General features: G+C 43.6%; 13 protein-coding genes. 4 read left to right on the top strand and 9 right to left on the bottom strand.

The features are described 5' to 3' along the window. Positions 1 to 8 precede the first annotated feature (8 nt). Complete coding sequence (locus tag ACLI1A_RS02550) at positions 9 to 944, bottom strand: type IX secretion system membrane protein PorP/SprF (protein WP_411405765.1); 936 nt, start codon at positions 942 to 944, stop codon at positions 9 to 11. Between the two features lie 216 nt (positions 945 to 1160). Further along, on the bottom strand, positions 1161 to 7577 hold the full coding sequence (locus ACLI1A_RS02545; RefSeq protein ID WP_411405763.1) for a fibronectin type III domain-containing protein: 6417 nt from the start codon (positions 7575 to 7577) through the stop codon (positions 1161 to 1163). Positions 7578 to 7742: 165 nt separating this feature from the next. On the opposite strand from ACLI1A_RS02545, the gene hflX reads away from it, so the two are divergent. From hflX to ACLI1A_RS02525, 4 genes are all read left to right on the top strand, one after another. After that, complete coding sequence (gene hflX / locus ACLI1A_RS02540) at positions 7743 to 8972, top strand: GTPase HflX (protein ID WP_411405761.1); 1230 nt, start codon at positions 7743 to 7745, stop codon at positions 8970 to 8972. A 60-nt stretch (positions 8973 to 9032) separates the two neighbouring features. Beyond that, on the top strand, positions 9033 to 9590 hold the full coding sequence (locus ACLI1A_RS02535; RefSeq protein WP_411405759.1) for a hypothetical protein: 558 nt from the start codon (positions 9033 to 9035) through the stop codon (positions 9588 to 9590). 76 nt (positions 9591 to 9666) lie between these two features. Continuing rightward, on the top strand, positions 9667 to 10266 hold the full coding sequence (locus ACLI1A_RS02530; RefSeq protein ID WP_411405757.1) for a TetR/AcrR family transcriptional regulator: 600 nt from the start codon (positions 9667 to 9669) through the stop codon (positions 10264 to 10266). Between the two features lie 48 nt (positions 10267 to 10314). Next, positions 10315 to 11598 carry an MFS transporter gene (locus tag ACLI1A_RS02525; RefSeq protein ID WP_411405755.1) on the top strand — a complete coding sequence of 428 codons (1284 nt, stop codon included), beginning with the start codon at positions 10315 to 10317 and terminating at the stop codon, positions 11596 to 11598. A 106-nt stretch (positions 11599 to 11704) separates the two neighbouring features. Here the strand turns inward: ACLI1A_RS02525 and ACLI1A_RS02520 are convergent, their stop codons facing one another. The 7 genes from ACLI1A_RS02520 to ACLI1A_RS02490 form a co-directional block, all read right to left on the bottom strand. Then, entirely contained in the window at positions 11705 to 12595 is an 891-nt protein-coding gene (locus tag ACLI1A_RS02520) for a DUF3078 domain-containing protein (RefSeq protein WP_411405753.1), read from the bottom strand. A gap of 63 nt (positions 12596 to 12658) precedes the next feature. Next, complete coding sequence (locus ACLI1A_RS02515; protein ID WP_411405751.1) at positions 12659 to 13183, bottom strand: DUF2480 family protein; 525 nt, start codon at positions 13181 to 13183, stop codon at positions 12659 to 12661. A 182-nt stretch (positions 13184 to 13365) separates the two neighbouring features. Next, positions 13366 to 13689 carry an SUF system Fe-S cluster assembly protein gene (locus ACLI1A_RS02510; RefSeq protein WP_411405749.1) on the bottom strand — a complete coding sequence of 108 codons (324 nt, stop codon included), beginning with the start codon at positions 13687 to 13689 and terminating at the stop codon, positions 13366 to 13368. 5 nt (positions 13690 to 13694) lie between these two features. Next, on the bottom strand, positions 13695 to 14114 hold the full coding sequence (locus ACLI1A_RS02505) for a SufE family protein (RefSeq protein ID WP_411405747.1): 420 nt from the start codon (positions 14112 to 14114) through the stop codon (positions 13695 to 13697). Between the two features lie 17 nt (positions 14115 to 14131). Further along, positions 14132 to 14593, bottom strand: coding sequence for a hypothetical protein (locus ACLI1A_RS02500; RefSeq protein ID WP_411405745.1), 462 nt, complete (start codon positions 14591 to 14593; stop codon positions 14132 to 14134). A gap of 64 nt (positions 14594 to 14657) precedes the next feature. Further along, positions 14658 to 15875: an aminotransferase class V-fold PLP-dependent enzyme gene (locus ACLI1A_RS02495; protein ID WP_411406471.1), complete on the bottom strand. Its 1218-nt coding sequence runs from the start codon at positions 15873 to 15875 to the stop codon at positions 14658 to 14660. A gap of 130 nt (positions 15876 to 16005) precedes the next feature. Beyond that, positions 16006 to 16578 carry a hypothetical protein gene (locus ACLI1A_RS02490; protein WP_411405743.1) on the bottom strand — a complete coding sequence of 191 codons (573 nt, stop codon included), beginning with the start codon at positions 16576 to 16578 and terminating at the stop codon, positions 16006 to 16008. Positions 16579 to 16582 lie beyond the last annotated feature (4 nt).

The following is a 16582-nucleotide window of genomic DNA, read 5'->3' as shown; positions in this document are numbered from 1 at the left end:
GCTTTAGGTTAGAAATAACGTGGTGAACGTGATACCTTTTTCGGGAAGTTCAGGTCAAACAGTACCATGAATTCGTGCGATGCAGGTGTGGTTACCTTTAGGTCGCTTACAATGTGGTCGTAAGCATAACCAATCCTGATGTTTGGCGTAATGGCATAGTTTACCATACCACCCCAGCTGTCATCAAGCCTGTACGTAGCGCCTATCTCAAACTTCTCGAAGAACAAAGCGTTCAAAGAGCCGTCTATCGATGGGTCTACACCAAAGGCCGACTTAAACATAAACGATGGCTTTAGCTTAAAGTTATCAGTTATCTGGAATACGTAACCTCCCGTTACAAAGTAGTGTGATACTTCTGAACCAAAACGGTAATCTGTACCGGTTTGCGTAATATCAAGGTGCTTGCTCTTAATCATGTTCGGCACCGAAAACGCAAGGTAGTAGTTATCGCTGTAGTAGAAGATACCCGTACCAAGGTTAAAGTACGCGTTGTTAACATTCTCCTGGAATGCAGGGTCACCCGGATCCGGTACAAAACCGTTACCTATATCACTGTATAAACCTACTTTGTGGAAGGTAGCTCCGGCCTTTAAACCAAGGGCTAGCCTGTGGCTACCACCAAGCTTAAGGGTGTAGCTGAAATCTCCGTAAACGTTCGTCTCGTTTACAGGGCCTATCTTGTCGGTAATCGCAGAAAGTCCCAAACCTACGTTTTTGCCCGCAGGGCTGTGAACCGATAGCGTACCTGTACTCGGCGCGCCGTCTATGTCTACCCACTGCTTGCGGTACAGCAAGCCGATAGCCATATTCTCTTTACTACCAGCATACGCCGGGTTAATTACGTTCATGTTGTACATGTACTGGGTGTAGTGAGGGTCTTGCTGTGCATAAGCCCCATACAAACTGCCCAGTGCAACTATTGCCGCCAGGTATAGTTTTCTCATTGTATGTGTTTTTCTTTTAAAATTTATGCGGTTAATGATAAAAGCCGTTAAAACGGGATGTAAATATCATAAAAAATCGGTCAATAAAAATTGTTTTATTTGAATTTTACGATAATTAACAAAAACTTTAATTAGTGTTAATTATTAACACTCCTAAACCACACTATTGGAGAGCCGGCCTGCCAGTATATACAGCAGGCCATTTCCCAATATAATTTATTTTACTTCTCTGTTAATATAAACCCATCCGGTTTTGTTTTCACCAGTATTTCGGTGAAGCATGTAGAAATAGGTACCTGTTGGTAGCTCTTCTCCACCGCTTGTTTTACCGTTCCACTGGTTAGTGTAAGCGCCATTAAAGCTGAACACTTCTTTACCGTAACGGTTAAATATTTCCAGTTTGGTAACACCATAACCAGTAAGGTCGAACGTATCATTCAGTCCGTCATTGTTCGGTGAAATACCGCGCTGAACTTCACAGATAGTGTTTGCCACAACAATTTCTTGAGTTACAGGACAAGCTGCGCCAGTTTCCGGAGTTATAGTTACATAGTAAGTACCACCTTCGGTAATTACTACAGTTTCATCTGTACCGATAACAGGACCGTTTACAGAACCTGACTGCCAAGTAATAGTAACATCGTCAACACCATAAACAGGATCATCTGTCAGTACTACAGCAAGAGTATACTGAGTACCATCACAACCTTCTGTATAAGCTATAACAGGAAGTGCTGTTACAGTTACAGTTACAGGGTTACTTACTACTGTAGGACAGTCATCAGTACCTGTAATGGTGTTAATTACAGTATATGTACCCGGTGTACTGTTGTCCAGGTCTATAATACCTGTAGCAGCATCTATAGCAAGACCTGCAGGAGTAGCGGTAAACGTACCTGCATCGCCAGCAAGTGCCGGTTCAGGGATATCATCACCAGCCACACAGTAAGCAGGAGCGCTATAAGTAAACTCAGCTACCGGAGCAGGAGTTATAACTACTGTAAATGTATAAGTACCCTCACAACCTGCAAATGCAGTAACCGTGTTAGTAACAACATATGTACCAGGAGTACTGCCCGCAGGAGTAATAACACCTGTAGCACTGTCTATATTAAGGCCTGCAACATCTACTGTAAATGTGCCTAATGTACCAGCATCTACAGCCACAGGGCTCATTGTGCCTGCGTTATCACAAACTGTAGGGTAGCTGTAACCAAACTCAGCACTTGGCTTAGCAGTAATCATTATACCTGTTGCAGTAGCAACTACAGCATCACAACCACCAGCAGCTGCTATAGTGTAAGTAATATCATAAGTGCCAGGAGTACTTGCAGCAAGATCTATATCGCCTGTTCCGGCAACAAATACAACACCCTCAGGAGTGCTTGTATAAGTACCTGCCGTAGCACCAGGACCTGTAGATGTAAGCTGAACTGTAGCAATACCGGCATCTGAACAGAACTGGCTTGCGCTATATGCTATTGAAGCAGTAGGCAATTCATTGATTACAATTTCTACCGGGCTAGAAACAACCGGTGCACAAGCTGTAGAACCAGGAGTAGTATAAACTACCTGATAAGTTCCGTAAGCACTTGCCGCAAGGTCTACTTCACCGGTTGAAGCATTAATTGCTAATCCGGCAGGGGTAGCTGTAAACACACCATCAGGAGTACCTTCGGTAGTAATAGTTACAGTTGCAGTACCATCATTAGAACAGTAAGGCCCACTGTAAGTAAATTCAGTAGCTACCTGTGCAGGCTCTATAACCACAGTTGCAGGAAGCGATGTAAAATCACTACAAGAATCGTTAGCAGCTATAAAGTAAACTATTTCATAAGTTCCTGGTGTACTCTCAGCAAGAGTTATTTCACCTGTTACAGGATCTATAACAAGACCCTCGGCAGGAGTAACCTGATACACACCGTTTGAATCACCGGTTAGTACTGGTGTAGCAACACCACCGTCTGTACAGAATGGAGCTGTACCGTAAGTTATGGTTGCGCTGTACGCTTCGTTAATAACAACTGTAATTGTTATTGGCGCACCGCTACAAGGGCCGCTTGCAGGTGGAGTATACGTAACTGTATGTTCGCCAACTGTGCTAAGCGTAAGATCTATCTGACCAGTAGTTGGGTCTATTACAAGACCGGAATCACCAGCAAATGTACCTCCTGCAATACCTGCGTCAATCGTAGGATCGGCAACGCCGGCAGTATTACAGTAAGGACCACTGTAAGTAACAGAACCTGAAAGCGGCTCGAATATAGTTACAGTAACCGGCTCTGATACAAATTCAGGACAGGTTGCTGTAGCAGCTATTGTATAAATAACCTGATAAACACCTGCTGTACTTTCTGCTGGGGTTACAGTACCCGTAGCAGCGTCTATAGCAAGTCCTTCCGGGGTAGCGCTAAACACACCACCTGTACTACCTACTACTGCAGGAGTTACAGGGTCGCTGGTAGTACAAAGCTCGGCAGGAGTATAAGTAACTGTAGCTGTAGCAGCATTAGTTACGTTTATTTGAAGTGTAGCTACTTTTTTACAAGTAGGCACGGCTAAATCCCAAACAGCAATATATAGTGTTTGTCCACTTCCTGTTACCGTAAACGGCACCGAAGTATCTATAGGGTTAGTACCTGTGTTAGCATTTGACTGAGAAGCATAAATAGCTCCACCATACATTGTTGAGTCAAGTGTACCAAGAGGGTTAACACCCGAAAGGTCGGCCTGAGAAGATGTGCCGTCGCCACAAACAGTTACTGCATCGAATACCGGAGCAGTAAACGGATGGCTTATAGCTATGGTTACAGTATCAGTAACAGGATCAGGAGAAACCGGTATTGGCATACTTACAACCACAGTATACACGTGGCTACCTTCTTCAGTAACCGTTATTGTTTGGCTATCTGATGTTGTGGTAACAACTGTAGGCGTAAATTCAACACCGTCCATAGACCATGTATAAGTGTATACCTGAGGGTCGCCAGGGTTGTTTACTGTAGCAGTAATGTTGTGCGAATCAGTATCACAAAGTACAAGGTTCGGGCCAAGTTCTACAGTCGGCACACAACTTACATCTGGCCCAGATGTCTGGGTGATGGTTGTAGTACCCTGAGAACCGTTAAAGTTAGTAACAAGTAGGGCAAATACATCGCCAGGGTTACCGGTTACGTTAATGGTTTCTGTAGCAGAAGCAGAGTAGCTACAGTCTACAATATAAGAAGTGTTAGGAGGGCTACCTATTTGGTAACAAGCTTCACCTAACGAATCAAACGGACCAAATGCAGCAAAGTCTACGTCGATAGGAGTACCGTTGGTGTTTACCTGAGTAAGGTTTAGCACAACTTCTCCTGTACCACCCAGGGTAACATAGTACCATGTAGGGTTAGGAGTACTGTATAAACAGCCTACCTGGCCATAAGCCGGTACGGTACCTCCGTAGTTGCTACTTTGAGGCACAGCAAGAATACCCGCACATAGTGCCTGGGCCTGACCTGCAGATACCACCGGAGTAGTAAAGTCTAATTCAACCCAAGAGCTGTAGCCATCTACAAGCTCACATACCGCCCTTACGTAGAAGGTGTACTGGGTGCTTACTGAAAGGTTTTCTACATAGTAAACCGGCTCAGTTACCACAGTGCCTGTTGTAGGAACCGGAGATGAAGCAGTTACTACGGCAACTTCCCATGAAGTTTCACCGGCACCTGCCTGCCATGTAAAGGTAGCACTTGTAGAATCAAGACAGTGAATTTCTATGTTTGTAGGATCCGGACAAAGCGGAAGCGTTTCAAATGTGTAAGGACCTGCCCATGAACTGGTGCCGTTTTCACAAATTACACGTACATAAAAATCATATTGAGTACTGGCATTTAAGCCTTCAATAGTTACAGGGTTTTCTGTAGTAGTTATTACGTTAGTTTCTGTATCACCAGGAGCAGCATTACCTGCGCCGGTATAGTACACTTCCCAGTTACCTGTGGCAGAGCCTCCCCAGCCTACCGTAGCAGAGTATGTAAGTGTAGTAGCATAAAGACCACTTGGAGGTAAACATTCAGGAGTATCACAGTCTACATTACCTGTATATAGCAGGGTGTTTTGTAAGCTGGTGCCCGGTGCATGGGTATATAGTGTTTGAGCAAAGTTGTTTTGCACAGATACACCTACCTCTGTAGCCCAGCTTCCGCCCGAGTTCCAGAACAGGGTGAAAGGTATACCGTCACAAAGCGGTACGGTTACAGTAACAGGACCTGCACCCGAAGCCAGGTTAAGTGTGCCTACTACAATACCATTTTGCATTACAGACATAGTATTACCATTCCATCCGTCACCAAAAGAGTCGGTAAGGATAAAGCTGTATGAACACTGTTGTGCAGGGTCGCATATAGTAGTGTTAAAGTTAGCAGAAGCAGTCCAAAGACTCTTATCTGTATCACTACATATAGCCCTTACATATGCTTTGTAAAGTGTACCCGATGTAAGACCGGTTACAGTATATGGGTTAGTAGTAACCACAGTACCTACAGAAGAAGCTGTAGGAGCAGCGTCTGTAGCGGGCTGTACTATTACTTCCCATGAAGTAGCCGTACCCTGATTTGTCCAGGCTACAGTAGCTTCGCCGGCAGTAATGTTACTTACAAGAACGTTTAACGGTTGCGGACAAGTAATAAGTGTAAGGTTAATGTTGTCTATAGCGCCCGGAGGGTTACTACCACCCGAACCGTCATTACGCCACTGGAAAATAAGCCTCATAGTTCCGTTAGCATACGCAGAGGCATTAAATATTTGGCTGTAAGTTGTCCAGTTACTGTTACCTACAAAGTTGGCACCAAGTTGTATACCGTTTGTAGGCAGCGTACCTATCATGGTACCCGGCGTAAACACAAAGTTAGTAGGTACAGCATATACCCTTATAAAGTCCCAACCGGTTTCACCAAGGTTTTTCCAGTCAAATGAAAAGCTTACATCTGTAGCACCCGCAGGTATTGCAATATCGCGATATGCGTGTACTATAGAAGTACTGTTGTTTGTGTATGCGTTAGATACACCAGCATCGTTTGTTATATATAATGAATGCGTAGGGCTGTTACTTGTAGCGGTACCGTAAAACCATTTATTAGTTTGTGTACCGTTAAGAAGTGTCCAGCTAAGACCGCCTTCAAAATTTTCAGTAAAGTTTAGCTGTGCAGGTATTTGCGTAGTAGTAAAACTATAAGGACCTGCCCACGTACTTGTAGTACCGCCATCGCAAATAATCCTTACATAGTAGCTATAACCTGTACTTGCAGTAAGGCCTGTAACCGTAACCGGCTGAGTAGTGGTAACTACACCTGTGCTGCTCGCGGTTGGTGCAGCAGAACCGGCAGTAACAAGATAATATTCCCAGTTACCTGTTGTGGCACTACCCCACCCTAAAGAAGCAGTAGTCTCGGTAATGTTAGTTGCAGTAAGTCCGCTTGGTGGTAAACAAAGTGGCGTATCACAATCTACAGTACCTGTATACAGTAATGAGTTTTGTGTTCCAGATCCTGCAGCTTTGGTATAAATAATCTGTCCGAAGTTGTTGCTTACAGAAACACCTACTTCAGCAGCCCAGGTACCTCCGCTGTTCCAGTATAGCGTAAACGGAATACCGTCACATAGCGGAACGTTTACAGTAGAAGCACTTCCCGAAGCAAGGCTAAGGGTGGCCATAGTTATTCCGTTTTGGGCTACCGTCATGGTATTGCCATTCCAGCCGTCACCAAAAGAGTCGGTAAGGTTAAATACGTAAGTACACTGCTGAGAAAGTTCGCAGGTAAGGGTACTAAACGTAAAAGGTCCCGCCCAGGTACTGTTGTTACCTGAAGGAGAACAAAGAGATCTTACGTAATATGTGTAAGTAGTAGTAGCAGTAAGGCCTGTAGCAGTATACGGTAGAGTACCTGTATATACTACCCCCGAACCTGTAGGGGTGTTACCCGGGGCTACTACTTCTATTTCCCAAGAACCGGCGCCAGAGGCATCAGTCCAGCTAAGCTGCGAAGAAGTTGTAGTAGCATTAGATGCAGTTAAGTTAGTGGGAGGAGAACATAACTGCATTACACTAACGTTGTCTATAAGCCAACGATCGCCGTCATCGCCCATCATTACAAAGGCAAGGTAACGTTGCTGTCCGTAGTTAGCAGCAGGAAGATCAATGATTTTTTCTTCATACTCTTGCTGTACGGTGTTTAGTGTAAGTTCGGTCCAGTTTGTAACCTGTGTAAACGTTGCGGTGTTTGTAGGGTCTGTACCTATCATTAATTTGTAGGCCGTTCCCTGGTCACCGTTTACGGTAAGCCTCGAGAAGAAGTGAAGCTGTCCGTTAGTAGGCACAGTAAACTGTGGAGTAATTAACCAGTCTTCAGACTGAGTACCTGTTGCAACGTTTTCTTTGTTAAGAAAAGCTGCATGTACACCCTGGTAGGCAGGCTGTGCGGCAGTGTTATTTGCCTGCTGCCATGTTTGGGCCGGGCCGGCCACATTGATTATCGACCATCCTGTGGGTCCCTGACCGGTGGTCCAGGTTCCCTCGAAATCCTCTAAGGCAAGCTGCGCAAAGCTGCAAAGGGATGTCAGAAAGGCGAAAATCACGAACGTAATTTTCTTCATAGTTTTTCGTTTAGGTAAATTTAATTCCCAAATTTAAAAAAATATAACATATACTTAACTTATCTGTAAAATTTAACAAATCTTTTTCAGAATCGCTTATATTGACACAACAATAAATTTAATAGGATTTAATTTTTGTATTTTTGCTAAATCATTAAAATTCTTATGCTCGAAAAAGAAAATACAGTATACGAAAAAACCGTTGTAGCAGGCATAATTACCCAGCAACAAAGTGAGGAAAAACTTTCAGAATATCTGGATGAGCTCGAATTCCTGACTTTTACTGCCGGGGGAGAGGTTATAAAACGCTTTTCGCAACGTATGGATAAACCCAACCCAAAGACCTTTCTTGGGACCGGTAAAATAGACGAAATTCACCTCTACATAAAAGAAAACGACGTAAAAACCGTAATCTTTGACGACGAGCTTACACCAGCACAACAAAAAAACCTGAACAATATACTGGATTGTAAGGTGCTGGATCGTACTAACCTTATCCTGGATATTTTTGCACAACGTGCAGAAACATCATACGCCCGTACACAGGTAGAGTTGGCACAATACCAGTACCTGCTGCCACGCCTTAGCGGTATGTGGACCCACCTTGAGCGTCAGCGCGGCGGTATAGGTATGCGTGGCCCCGGTGAAACGGAAATTGAAACAGACCGCCGTATAGTGCGCGACCGTATAGCACTACTTAAAGAACGTATAAGAACCATAGACCGGCAAATGGGCGTACAGCGCAGTAATCGCGGCGCCATGGTACGTGTAGCCCTTGTAGGGTATACTAATGTGGGTAAAAGCACACTGATGAATGTGATTAGCAAAAGCGAGGTGTTTGTGGAAAACAAACTCTTCGCCACGCTTGATACTACAGTACGTAAGGTAGTAATAAAAAACCTGCCATTCCTGTTGTCTGACACGGTAGGGTTTATCCGCAAGCTGCCTACCCAGCTGGTAGAATCGTTTAAAAGTACACTGGACGAGGTACGTGAAGCCGACCTGCTGCTGCACGTGGTAGATATTTCACACCCTGATTTTGAAGACCATATAGCATCGGTAAACCAAATTTTGCAGGACATAAAAAGTAACGACAAGCCTACCATAATGGTGTTTAACAAAATAGACGCCTATAAACCGCTTGTGATTGACGAAGATGACCTGGTTACCGAAAAAACCAGTCGCCACTATTCGCTGGAAGAATGGAAACAAACCTGGATGAGCAACGTGGGTGAAAAGAACGCCCTGTTTATCTCAGCTACCAACAAAGAAAACTTTGAGGAATTCCGCGAAAAGGTATATGAAGCCGTAAGGGAAATACACATTACACGTTTTCCTTATAACAAATTTCTATATCCGGACTACAAGGAAAACCTTGCAGAAGAAAAAGAATAATTTTGTTTGGGGTTATAGACTTGGTAAACACATATTGACGAACAAAACCATACTATCATTGTGAAAAATTTTATCCTGTCTATTATACTCCTTTCAGCTCTTTTTAGTTGTAAAAAAGATAGCGAAACGCTCAATCCCTCACAACCACATGATTCAGGCACCGGCACAACAAAACAGGCTGTTGTGCCAATAAAACGATTTGAGCCGCAACATAAAAGCACTGAAACAGTTGGCACAGTTAGACTTAACAATACTTCGTATACTGTAACTACAGAGTTTACTGATGCTGTTGTCTTTAAACAGGATGCGGTAAACGTACAGGGAAAGCCGGATGTGCTGAATTATCGTGAAAAACTGGTACATCTTATTGATAACAGAAAAGATACCATAACCTTGAACAAAGAGCTTTTTAAAAATCATTTACCTGATTATGAGAGCATGACACTACAAGGGGTTATGCTAAATCACCCGCTGAAAAAAGGTTTTGCACCTCTTATTGTTTACTTTTGTATGCCTGATTCTGATTATTGTTATCGTTTTGATGTACGTTTAGATTCCTCTGGCACAATTCTCCCAAACGAAATTGATGACGATGACTTTGGGACTGAGGAAGAATAACTGCTAAAAAAATAATATCGATTTTTTAAAAGTGAATGAACATTCATTTATATTTGCATCGTCAAAATATAAATCAATGCGTACCCGTAACACCGATAAAGAAGCCCTTGTAAAACAAAAAGCTATAGAACTACTTGTAGAACTTGGCTTTGAAGGCTTTAGTATGAACAAACTGGCCAAAGCCTGCGGCATATCGGTAGCTACATTATATATCTATTACGCAGACAAAGACGACCTCATCAAAAAAATAGGGATAGAGCTGGGCAAAGGTTTCTTTGAAGGTGCCTTAAAAGGCTTCAGCCCCGAAATGCATTTTGCCGAAGGGCTGCGCATACAATGGAACAACCGCCTGAATTATACCTTAGAGAACAAAGCCGCCATGCAGTGCTGGGAGGTCATCCGCCACTCACCACACAACGACTATGTGCTGCAAAACAGTGTGGGCAACTTTAAGGAAATCCTGGGAACATTTACCAAAAATGCAAGAGATCGCGGCGAACTGGTTCACCTGCCTTTTGAGGTGTTCTGGAGTATAGCCTACGCCCCTATGTACACCCTCCTTCGTTTTGAAGCCGAGGGAAAAAGCATGGGAAACAAACCCTTTAAACTAACCGAAGAAATGAAAGACCAGGTGTTTACTGCTGTAATCAAAGCACTAACACCCGATAAACAATAAAGTTCAATCATCATTTATACACACATCACATCTTAAAAACGAACAGTTATGAAAACTAAATCAAATGACAATCCGCTTTCGGGTTACCAGAAGCTGGTCATTTTTATCCTGGCCATGACCCAGTTTACGGTAATACTGGACTTCATGGTTATGTCACCCTTGGGCACCATTCTTACCAAGTCCATGCATATGACCCAAAGTGAGTTTGGTATCGCCGTATCGGCTTATGCATTCAGCGCCGGTATATCGGGCTTGTTAGCAGCGGGTTTTGCCGATAAATTCGACCGTAAAAAACTATTAGTATTTTTCTACGGAGGGTTTATAATAGGCACCTTCTTTTGCGGTATAGCCAATACTTTTGCTACGCTGGTAGCCGCCCGTATTTTTACAGGAATTTTTGGCGGGGTTATAGGCTCTATCACCTTTGCTATAGTAACCGATTTGTTTGCCCTGAACCAGCGCGGACGCGTTATGAGCTTTATGCAAATGGGGTTTGGCGCCAGTCAGGTACTGGGCATACCCATAGGTCTTACAGCAGCCGAATACCTGGACTGGCACGCGCCATTTTTAGGCATCGTAGTGGTAGCGGGTATTATTATGGCACTTATAGCCTTTAAATTGCAGCCCGTAGCCGAACACTTAAAGCTGAAACAAGACAAATCGCCCCTACTCCACTTGTGGCACACAGTTTCTAAAAGAGACTACAGGGTGGGGTTTACCGCCACTGCCCTGCTTTCTATAGGTGGTTTTATGATGATGCCTTACAGCAGTACTTTTGTAACCAACAACATAGGTATATCATCGGCACAACTGCCCATAATTTACTTTATAGCCGGGATTTTCACCCTTATAATCATGCCTATTATGGGTATAGTAAGCGACAAGGTAGATAAGTTTAAAATTTTTGCAGCAGGCTGTCTGTGGATGATAGGTATTGTAATAATTTATACCCACCTGGGTGCATCGCCACTATGGCTGGTAATTACCGTAAATGTTCTGATGATGATAGGCATTATGGGCCGTATGGTGCCCAGTACAGCCATGATATCGGGTGTGCCCGAAATGCAGGACAGGGGTGCATTTATGAGCATTAACTCATCGTTACAGCAAATATCGGGTGGTATTGCTGCAGCCATAGGTGGCTGGATAGTATACCAGGAAAACGAAAACAGCCCGCTACAACATTTTGATACCCTGGGGTATGTAGTGGGATGCATTACTCTTATAAGCATAGCGCTTATGTACAGGGTGTATCTTATGATAAAAGCCAAACCCAGTGCAGCACCCAAGCCACAGGACGATATAGAAGAAATAGGCGTACCGGAAGTGTAAACATAATTTAAACAGACATAAACAAAACCCTGAAAGTCAATTACTTTCAGGGTTTTGTTTTTATATTTATGGTTAAACTGTTAACCGTAAACCGTAAACTAAAAAACTAAAAACCATAGTTAGCCGCTACACCAAATACCTGCCTTACCTGGAAACCACGATAGGCGTTGTCGTCATATATGGTTTGAAATTGCAGATTGGTTGTAAGGTAACGGTTTATCTTCATTACAATATTTAACTGGTAGTCAATATCGACATTCTGAGGATCTTCAAGGTAGTTTGAATACAGGTTCACTATGTTTTCAAAGGTTACATTGGCTATAACATCCAGCTTGTAATACATATTAGCGTTAAAACCCAGCTCATAACGCATGGTTTCACCTTCCTTTACCCCAAAATAAGCCTCATCGGGCAGGGTGTAGTTCTTGTCTACAAACGTAAACTTAGATGTAGCCGGAGAAATGTTTATCTTCAGGTTATCATTCTTTTTATATTCCATACCCGGCCCCACAAGCAGGTAGGCAGGAGAAAAGAAATTAGTATACTCCTCGCGTACTTCGGCACCATTTGCATCTTTACTGTAGTTATATCCTTTGGTAAACTGCGTACGGAAGTTCAACAGCATTGTATACAACCAGTGCTCAGCCGCTTTTTTACCCAAAACCGAGTTGTAGTACATCCGGTCGTCTGTTTTCTTCGCAAATGAGCTGTTTCGCGTTTTTACTACACCATACGACGCTATTACTTTGTTATCCCAGCTCCAGTCGCCTTTTTTGTAATTAAAATCATAGTTAAAACCCAGCGTACCCGATATGTTGTTTTCGCCACCGGCAACCCAGTTGTCAAAGGTACTTTGGTTAAACAATAACGAGGCATTGCCTTTTTTTGTCCAGGGGCCTATGGTATCGTTATCGGCTTTCGCCGGATTTTCGGCATCTTGGGCAGTTACAGTAAAAGCAATGGCAACAGTTGCAAAAAACGTAAGTATCTTCTTCATAATTGTCGGGTTTTTACAAATATAGTACTTGGTAAGGCGGCAAATTTTAAACTTTCGTTAAAACTATCTGCGCTTATAAAGCGGCACTGACGAACAAGCCTCGCCAAACATAATGCTTTTGGCTACCGGCATCAGCTTTTGTGTGGCTATTACATAAGCCTCCTCAGGCACGGGCTTGCGCGAACAGCCTTTTATAATCACCGGTTTATCGGCATAAGGAGAATAGTCAAGCCCATCAAGTATTTCCTGGTACACCAGTACATTCAGGCGGTCTATACTGCCCTGAACTATCTTTTTGGCAAAAGGTTGCAGGTAGGTGGTAACCAGCATATAAGCCCATGCGGGTACTATAGCATCTTCACTGCAAAATACAGCTACAAACTTGCCACTGTACTGCTCCCAGTCGTGGTTTTTAAGGGCATCGCGAAACTCTTTTTCCCGCAATACAAGCCCCTGCCACAACCAGCCCGAAACATCGAGTGCCACGCGCTCGCCATCCGGGTAATAATCTTCAAGATCAAAAACCTGCAGGGCACTGTTTGCCACACGGTTTACAATCTCGTCTTCTGTGTTTATTTCGGGTTTCATAATCAACCTTTATTAAAAAGTGTTACATACCCACCCCGGCTTTCAGTCTCCCCTCTGTAGGAAGGAATGCCACTCTGATGTTCGGTTACTACTATTCCCCTCCTACGGAGGGGTGCCCGCAGGGCGGGGTGGATATCCTTTACGACCTTATGACTTTCGCCTTTTAGAAGTATAAGACGCAATTAAAGCATTCCCAGCTCCAGTTTGGCTTCTTCGCTCATAAGGTCGCGAGTCCATGGCGGGTCGAAGGTAATTTCTACCTCAGCGGCTTTTACGCCCTCTATGTTTTTTATCTTCTCCTCTACTTCCAGCGGAAGGCTCTCGGCCACCGGGCAGTTTGGCGATGTAAGGGTCATTAGTATTTTCACTTCGTTATCGGTGTTTACCATAACGTCGTACACCAGGCCCAGTTCGTATATATCTACCGGAATTTCAGGGTCGTAAATCCCTTTAAGCACCTTTACGATTTCTTCGCCAAGTTGTGCAGTATCTATTTCGTGCTCCATATTTCTTAGTTTTTGGCACTGAAAGCCAGTGCGTACATTTTTATCTGTTTTATCATGCTTACAAGGCCGTTTGCCCTTGTAGGCGAAAGGTGTTCCTTAAGGCCTATTTCATCTACAAAAGCGGTGTCGGCCTCCAGTATCGCGGCAGGTTTTTGCCCACTGAATACCCTGATCATTATGGCTATAAGCCCTTTGGTAAGTATGGCATCGCTATCGGCAGTAAACACTATGTTACCATCGTTTGCTTCGGCGTGCAACCACACTTTGCTTTGGCAGCCTTTAATAATATTATCTTCGGTTTTGTACTGTTCATCTATCAGCGGAAGCGATTTCCCCAGGTCTATTACGTACTGGTAGCGCTCGTCCCACTCATCAAACATAGAAAACTCGTCAATGATTTCGTCTTGTATTTCTTTAATGGTCATATACTGTGTTCGTATTCTTATTTTTCAAACCCGGCAAGCTGCACTATCTTGTCTACAACCGGTTTTATTTGTGCCGGAGGGTTACCGTGGTCAAAGGTTATGCTGGTAGTGGCCTGCTCCCCTGACCTTACGGTGAGGTTAGCTGCCATAGCACCATCAAACTGGTGTTTTTTGCTTGGTGCTTCCAGCTCTTCAAGCTTTACTCCTTTTTTGGTTACGTTGTCGTTGTATAGCTTTACCAGCTCATCCCACTGTACTGATTCAATTTTTTTAGCCTCAGGCTTGTTTCCACGTACAGAAGAAGCCCATATACCGGCCTTGCTGATAACAACATTATACTGGCTGCCACGGGTTATGGCTTTGTATTCAAACTCCAGGTTTGCAGCCTGTTTGGCGGCTTCCTCCTGCGCTTTCTTTTTAGAGGCACAACCTGTAACCAGCACCAGGCCCAGGGCAAACAATGTAAATAGTTTTTTCATCGTAAAGTTTTTAGGCGGGCCGTATAAGGCCTCATGGTAAAAATAGCAAAAAATCTGCCAATTATTATCCCAGCATCATTTGTGCCTTTTTCACTGCCGCCACAAGCGCATCTATCTCTTCTGTGGTATTGTAAAATGCAAACGAAGCCCTTACCGTACCCGGAATATTAAAATGCTGCATAACCGGCTGTGTACAGTGGTGGCCCGTACGCACTGCTATGCCCATTTTGTCTACAATAGCGCCTATATCATACGGGTGGATGCCCTGCAGGTTAAACGATATTACCGAAGCTTTTTCTTTAGCGGTACCTACAAACTGTATACCTTCTATTTCAGATAGTTTTTGTGTACCGTACACCAGTAACTGGTGCTCATACACGGCTATTTTGTCCATACCAATGCCGTTTAGGTAGTCTATGGCTGTACCCAAAACAATGCCGCCCTCTATGTGTGGGGTACCGGCTTCAAACTTATGCGGAAGCCCGGCATAGGTTGTTTTTTCAAAAGAAACCTCCTTAATCATTTCGCCACCGCCCTGATAAGGGGGTAATTTTTCCAGCCACGCCTCTTTTCCATACAAAACACCCGTACCTGTAGGTCCGCACGCTTTATGCCCGCTAAAGGCGTAAAAATCGGCATCGAGCGCCTGTACGTCTATGGTAAGGTGCGGTGCAGCCTGGGCGCCGTCTATAAGTACGGCAGCTCCGGCAGCATGCGCTTTGTCTATAATGTATTTTACCGGGTTCATGGTACCCAGTGAATTGCTGATGTGGTTCACTGCAACAATCTTAGTACGCCCCTCTGCCAAAAGGCTGTCAAACGCAGGCAGTATTAACTCCCCGTTTTCATCCATCGGTATAACTTGGAGGTCGGCTCCGGTGCGTTCGCACAGCATTTGCCAAGGCACTATATTGCTGTGGTGTTCCATAGCCGATACCATAACAGCATTACCCGGCTTTAAAAACTGGGTAAAACCACTTGCCACAAGGTTAATACCGTGGGTAGTACCTGAGGTAAACAGCACCTCATGGGCATGGGCAGCATTTATGTGTTTTTGTATGGTGTGGCGCGATACCTCATACGCATCAGTAGCCAGCTGGCTAAGTGTATGTACACCACGGTGAATGTTAGCGTTAATGGTGCTGTAATAGTTACTTATAGCATCTATAACCACCTGTGGCTTTTGTGAAGTAGCGGCATTGTCAAAGTAAACCAGCGGCTTGCCGTTTACTTTTTCGTTTAAAATAGGGAAATCGGCTCTTATAGCCTGTATATCAAACATGTTTATCCTTTCTTTTTGGGCAACTGCATCCATGTGCAATAGTTTTTTGCAAAGTTACGTCATGTTTTTTTAAAAAGTACCCTTGTAAACCTTAAAAAGCACCCTTATGCATTTTGGTTCTAAATAAGCGTTACTTTTTTAGCAAATCATTTTCTTTTATAGCCAAATAAAATGGATAGCCATCCTTTTTCGGTGGTCCGAGCAGTATACTTTCGCCTTTAATTACTGCATAATGGTAGCCTTTTACACCACTGCGGGAATCAAAAAATACGGTATCACCCTTAACGGTGTAATCACCGGTTTCTTCATCAATACCGAAACATGTTTCCCTAAAAAGATATGTTTTATTTTCCCTGAGTTTTAGTGTACACATACAACTGGCTACACCTTCGCGATAGGCTACTAATAGGGGGTTACTTTCAAGTTTTTCAAAAGGTATAATTCCGTTAGGAAAAAGGAAAATAAGAACAAGGCACGTTGCCAATAAGGCAAAAACCTTGAACCTTTTTTTATCGGATAATTTTTCCCTGATGATTATTATAAGTTGTGCTAAAGCTGCAACAGCCAGTATTAAGTACAAAAGCACAAGCAATACAAAAACGGGGATGGTAAGTACGCCCAGCCAACCTTCCCAGAAATAACGGGTATTAATAAGCAGGAAAAAGATAATGTTGGTAAATAACAGCAACCTATGTTTTTTCATAGCC

It is taken from the genome of Flavobacterium sp. RHBU_3, assembly GCF_046613565.1.
In the GTDB taxonomy this organism is placed as follows: Bacteria; Bacteroidota; Bacteroidia; order Flavobacteriales; family Flavobacteriaceae; genus Flavobacterium.
This window is presented reverse-complemented; position numbering and strand designations above follow the sequence as displayed.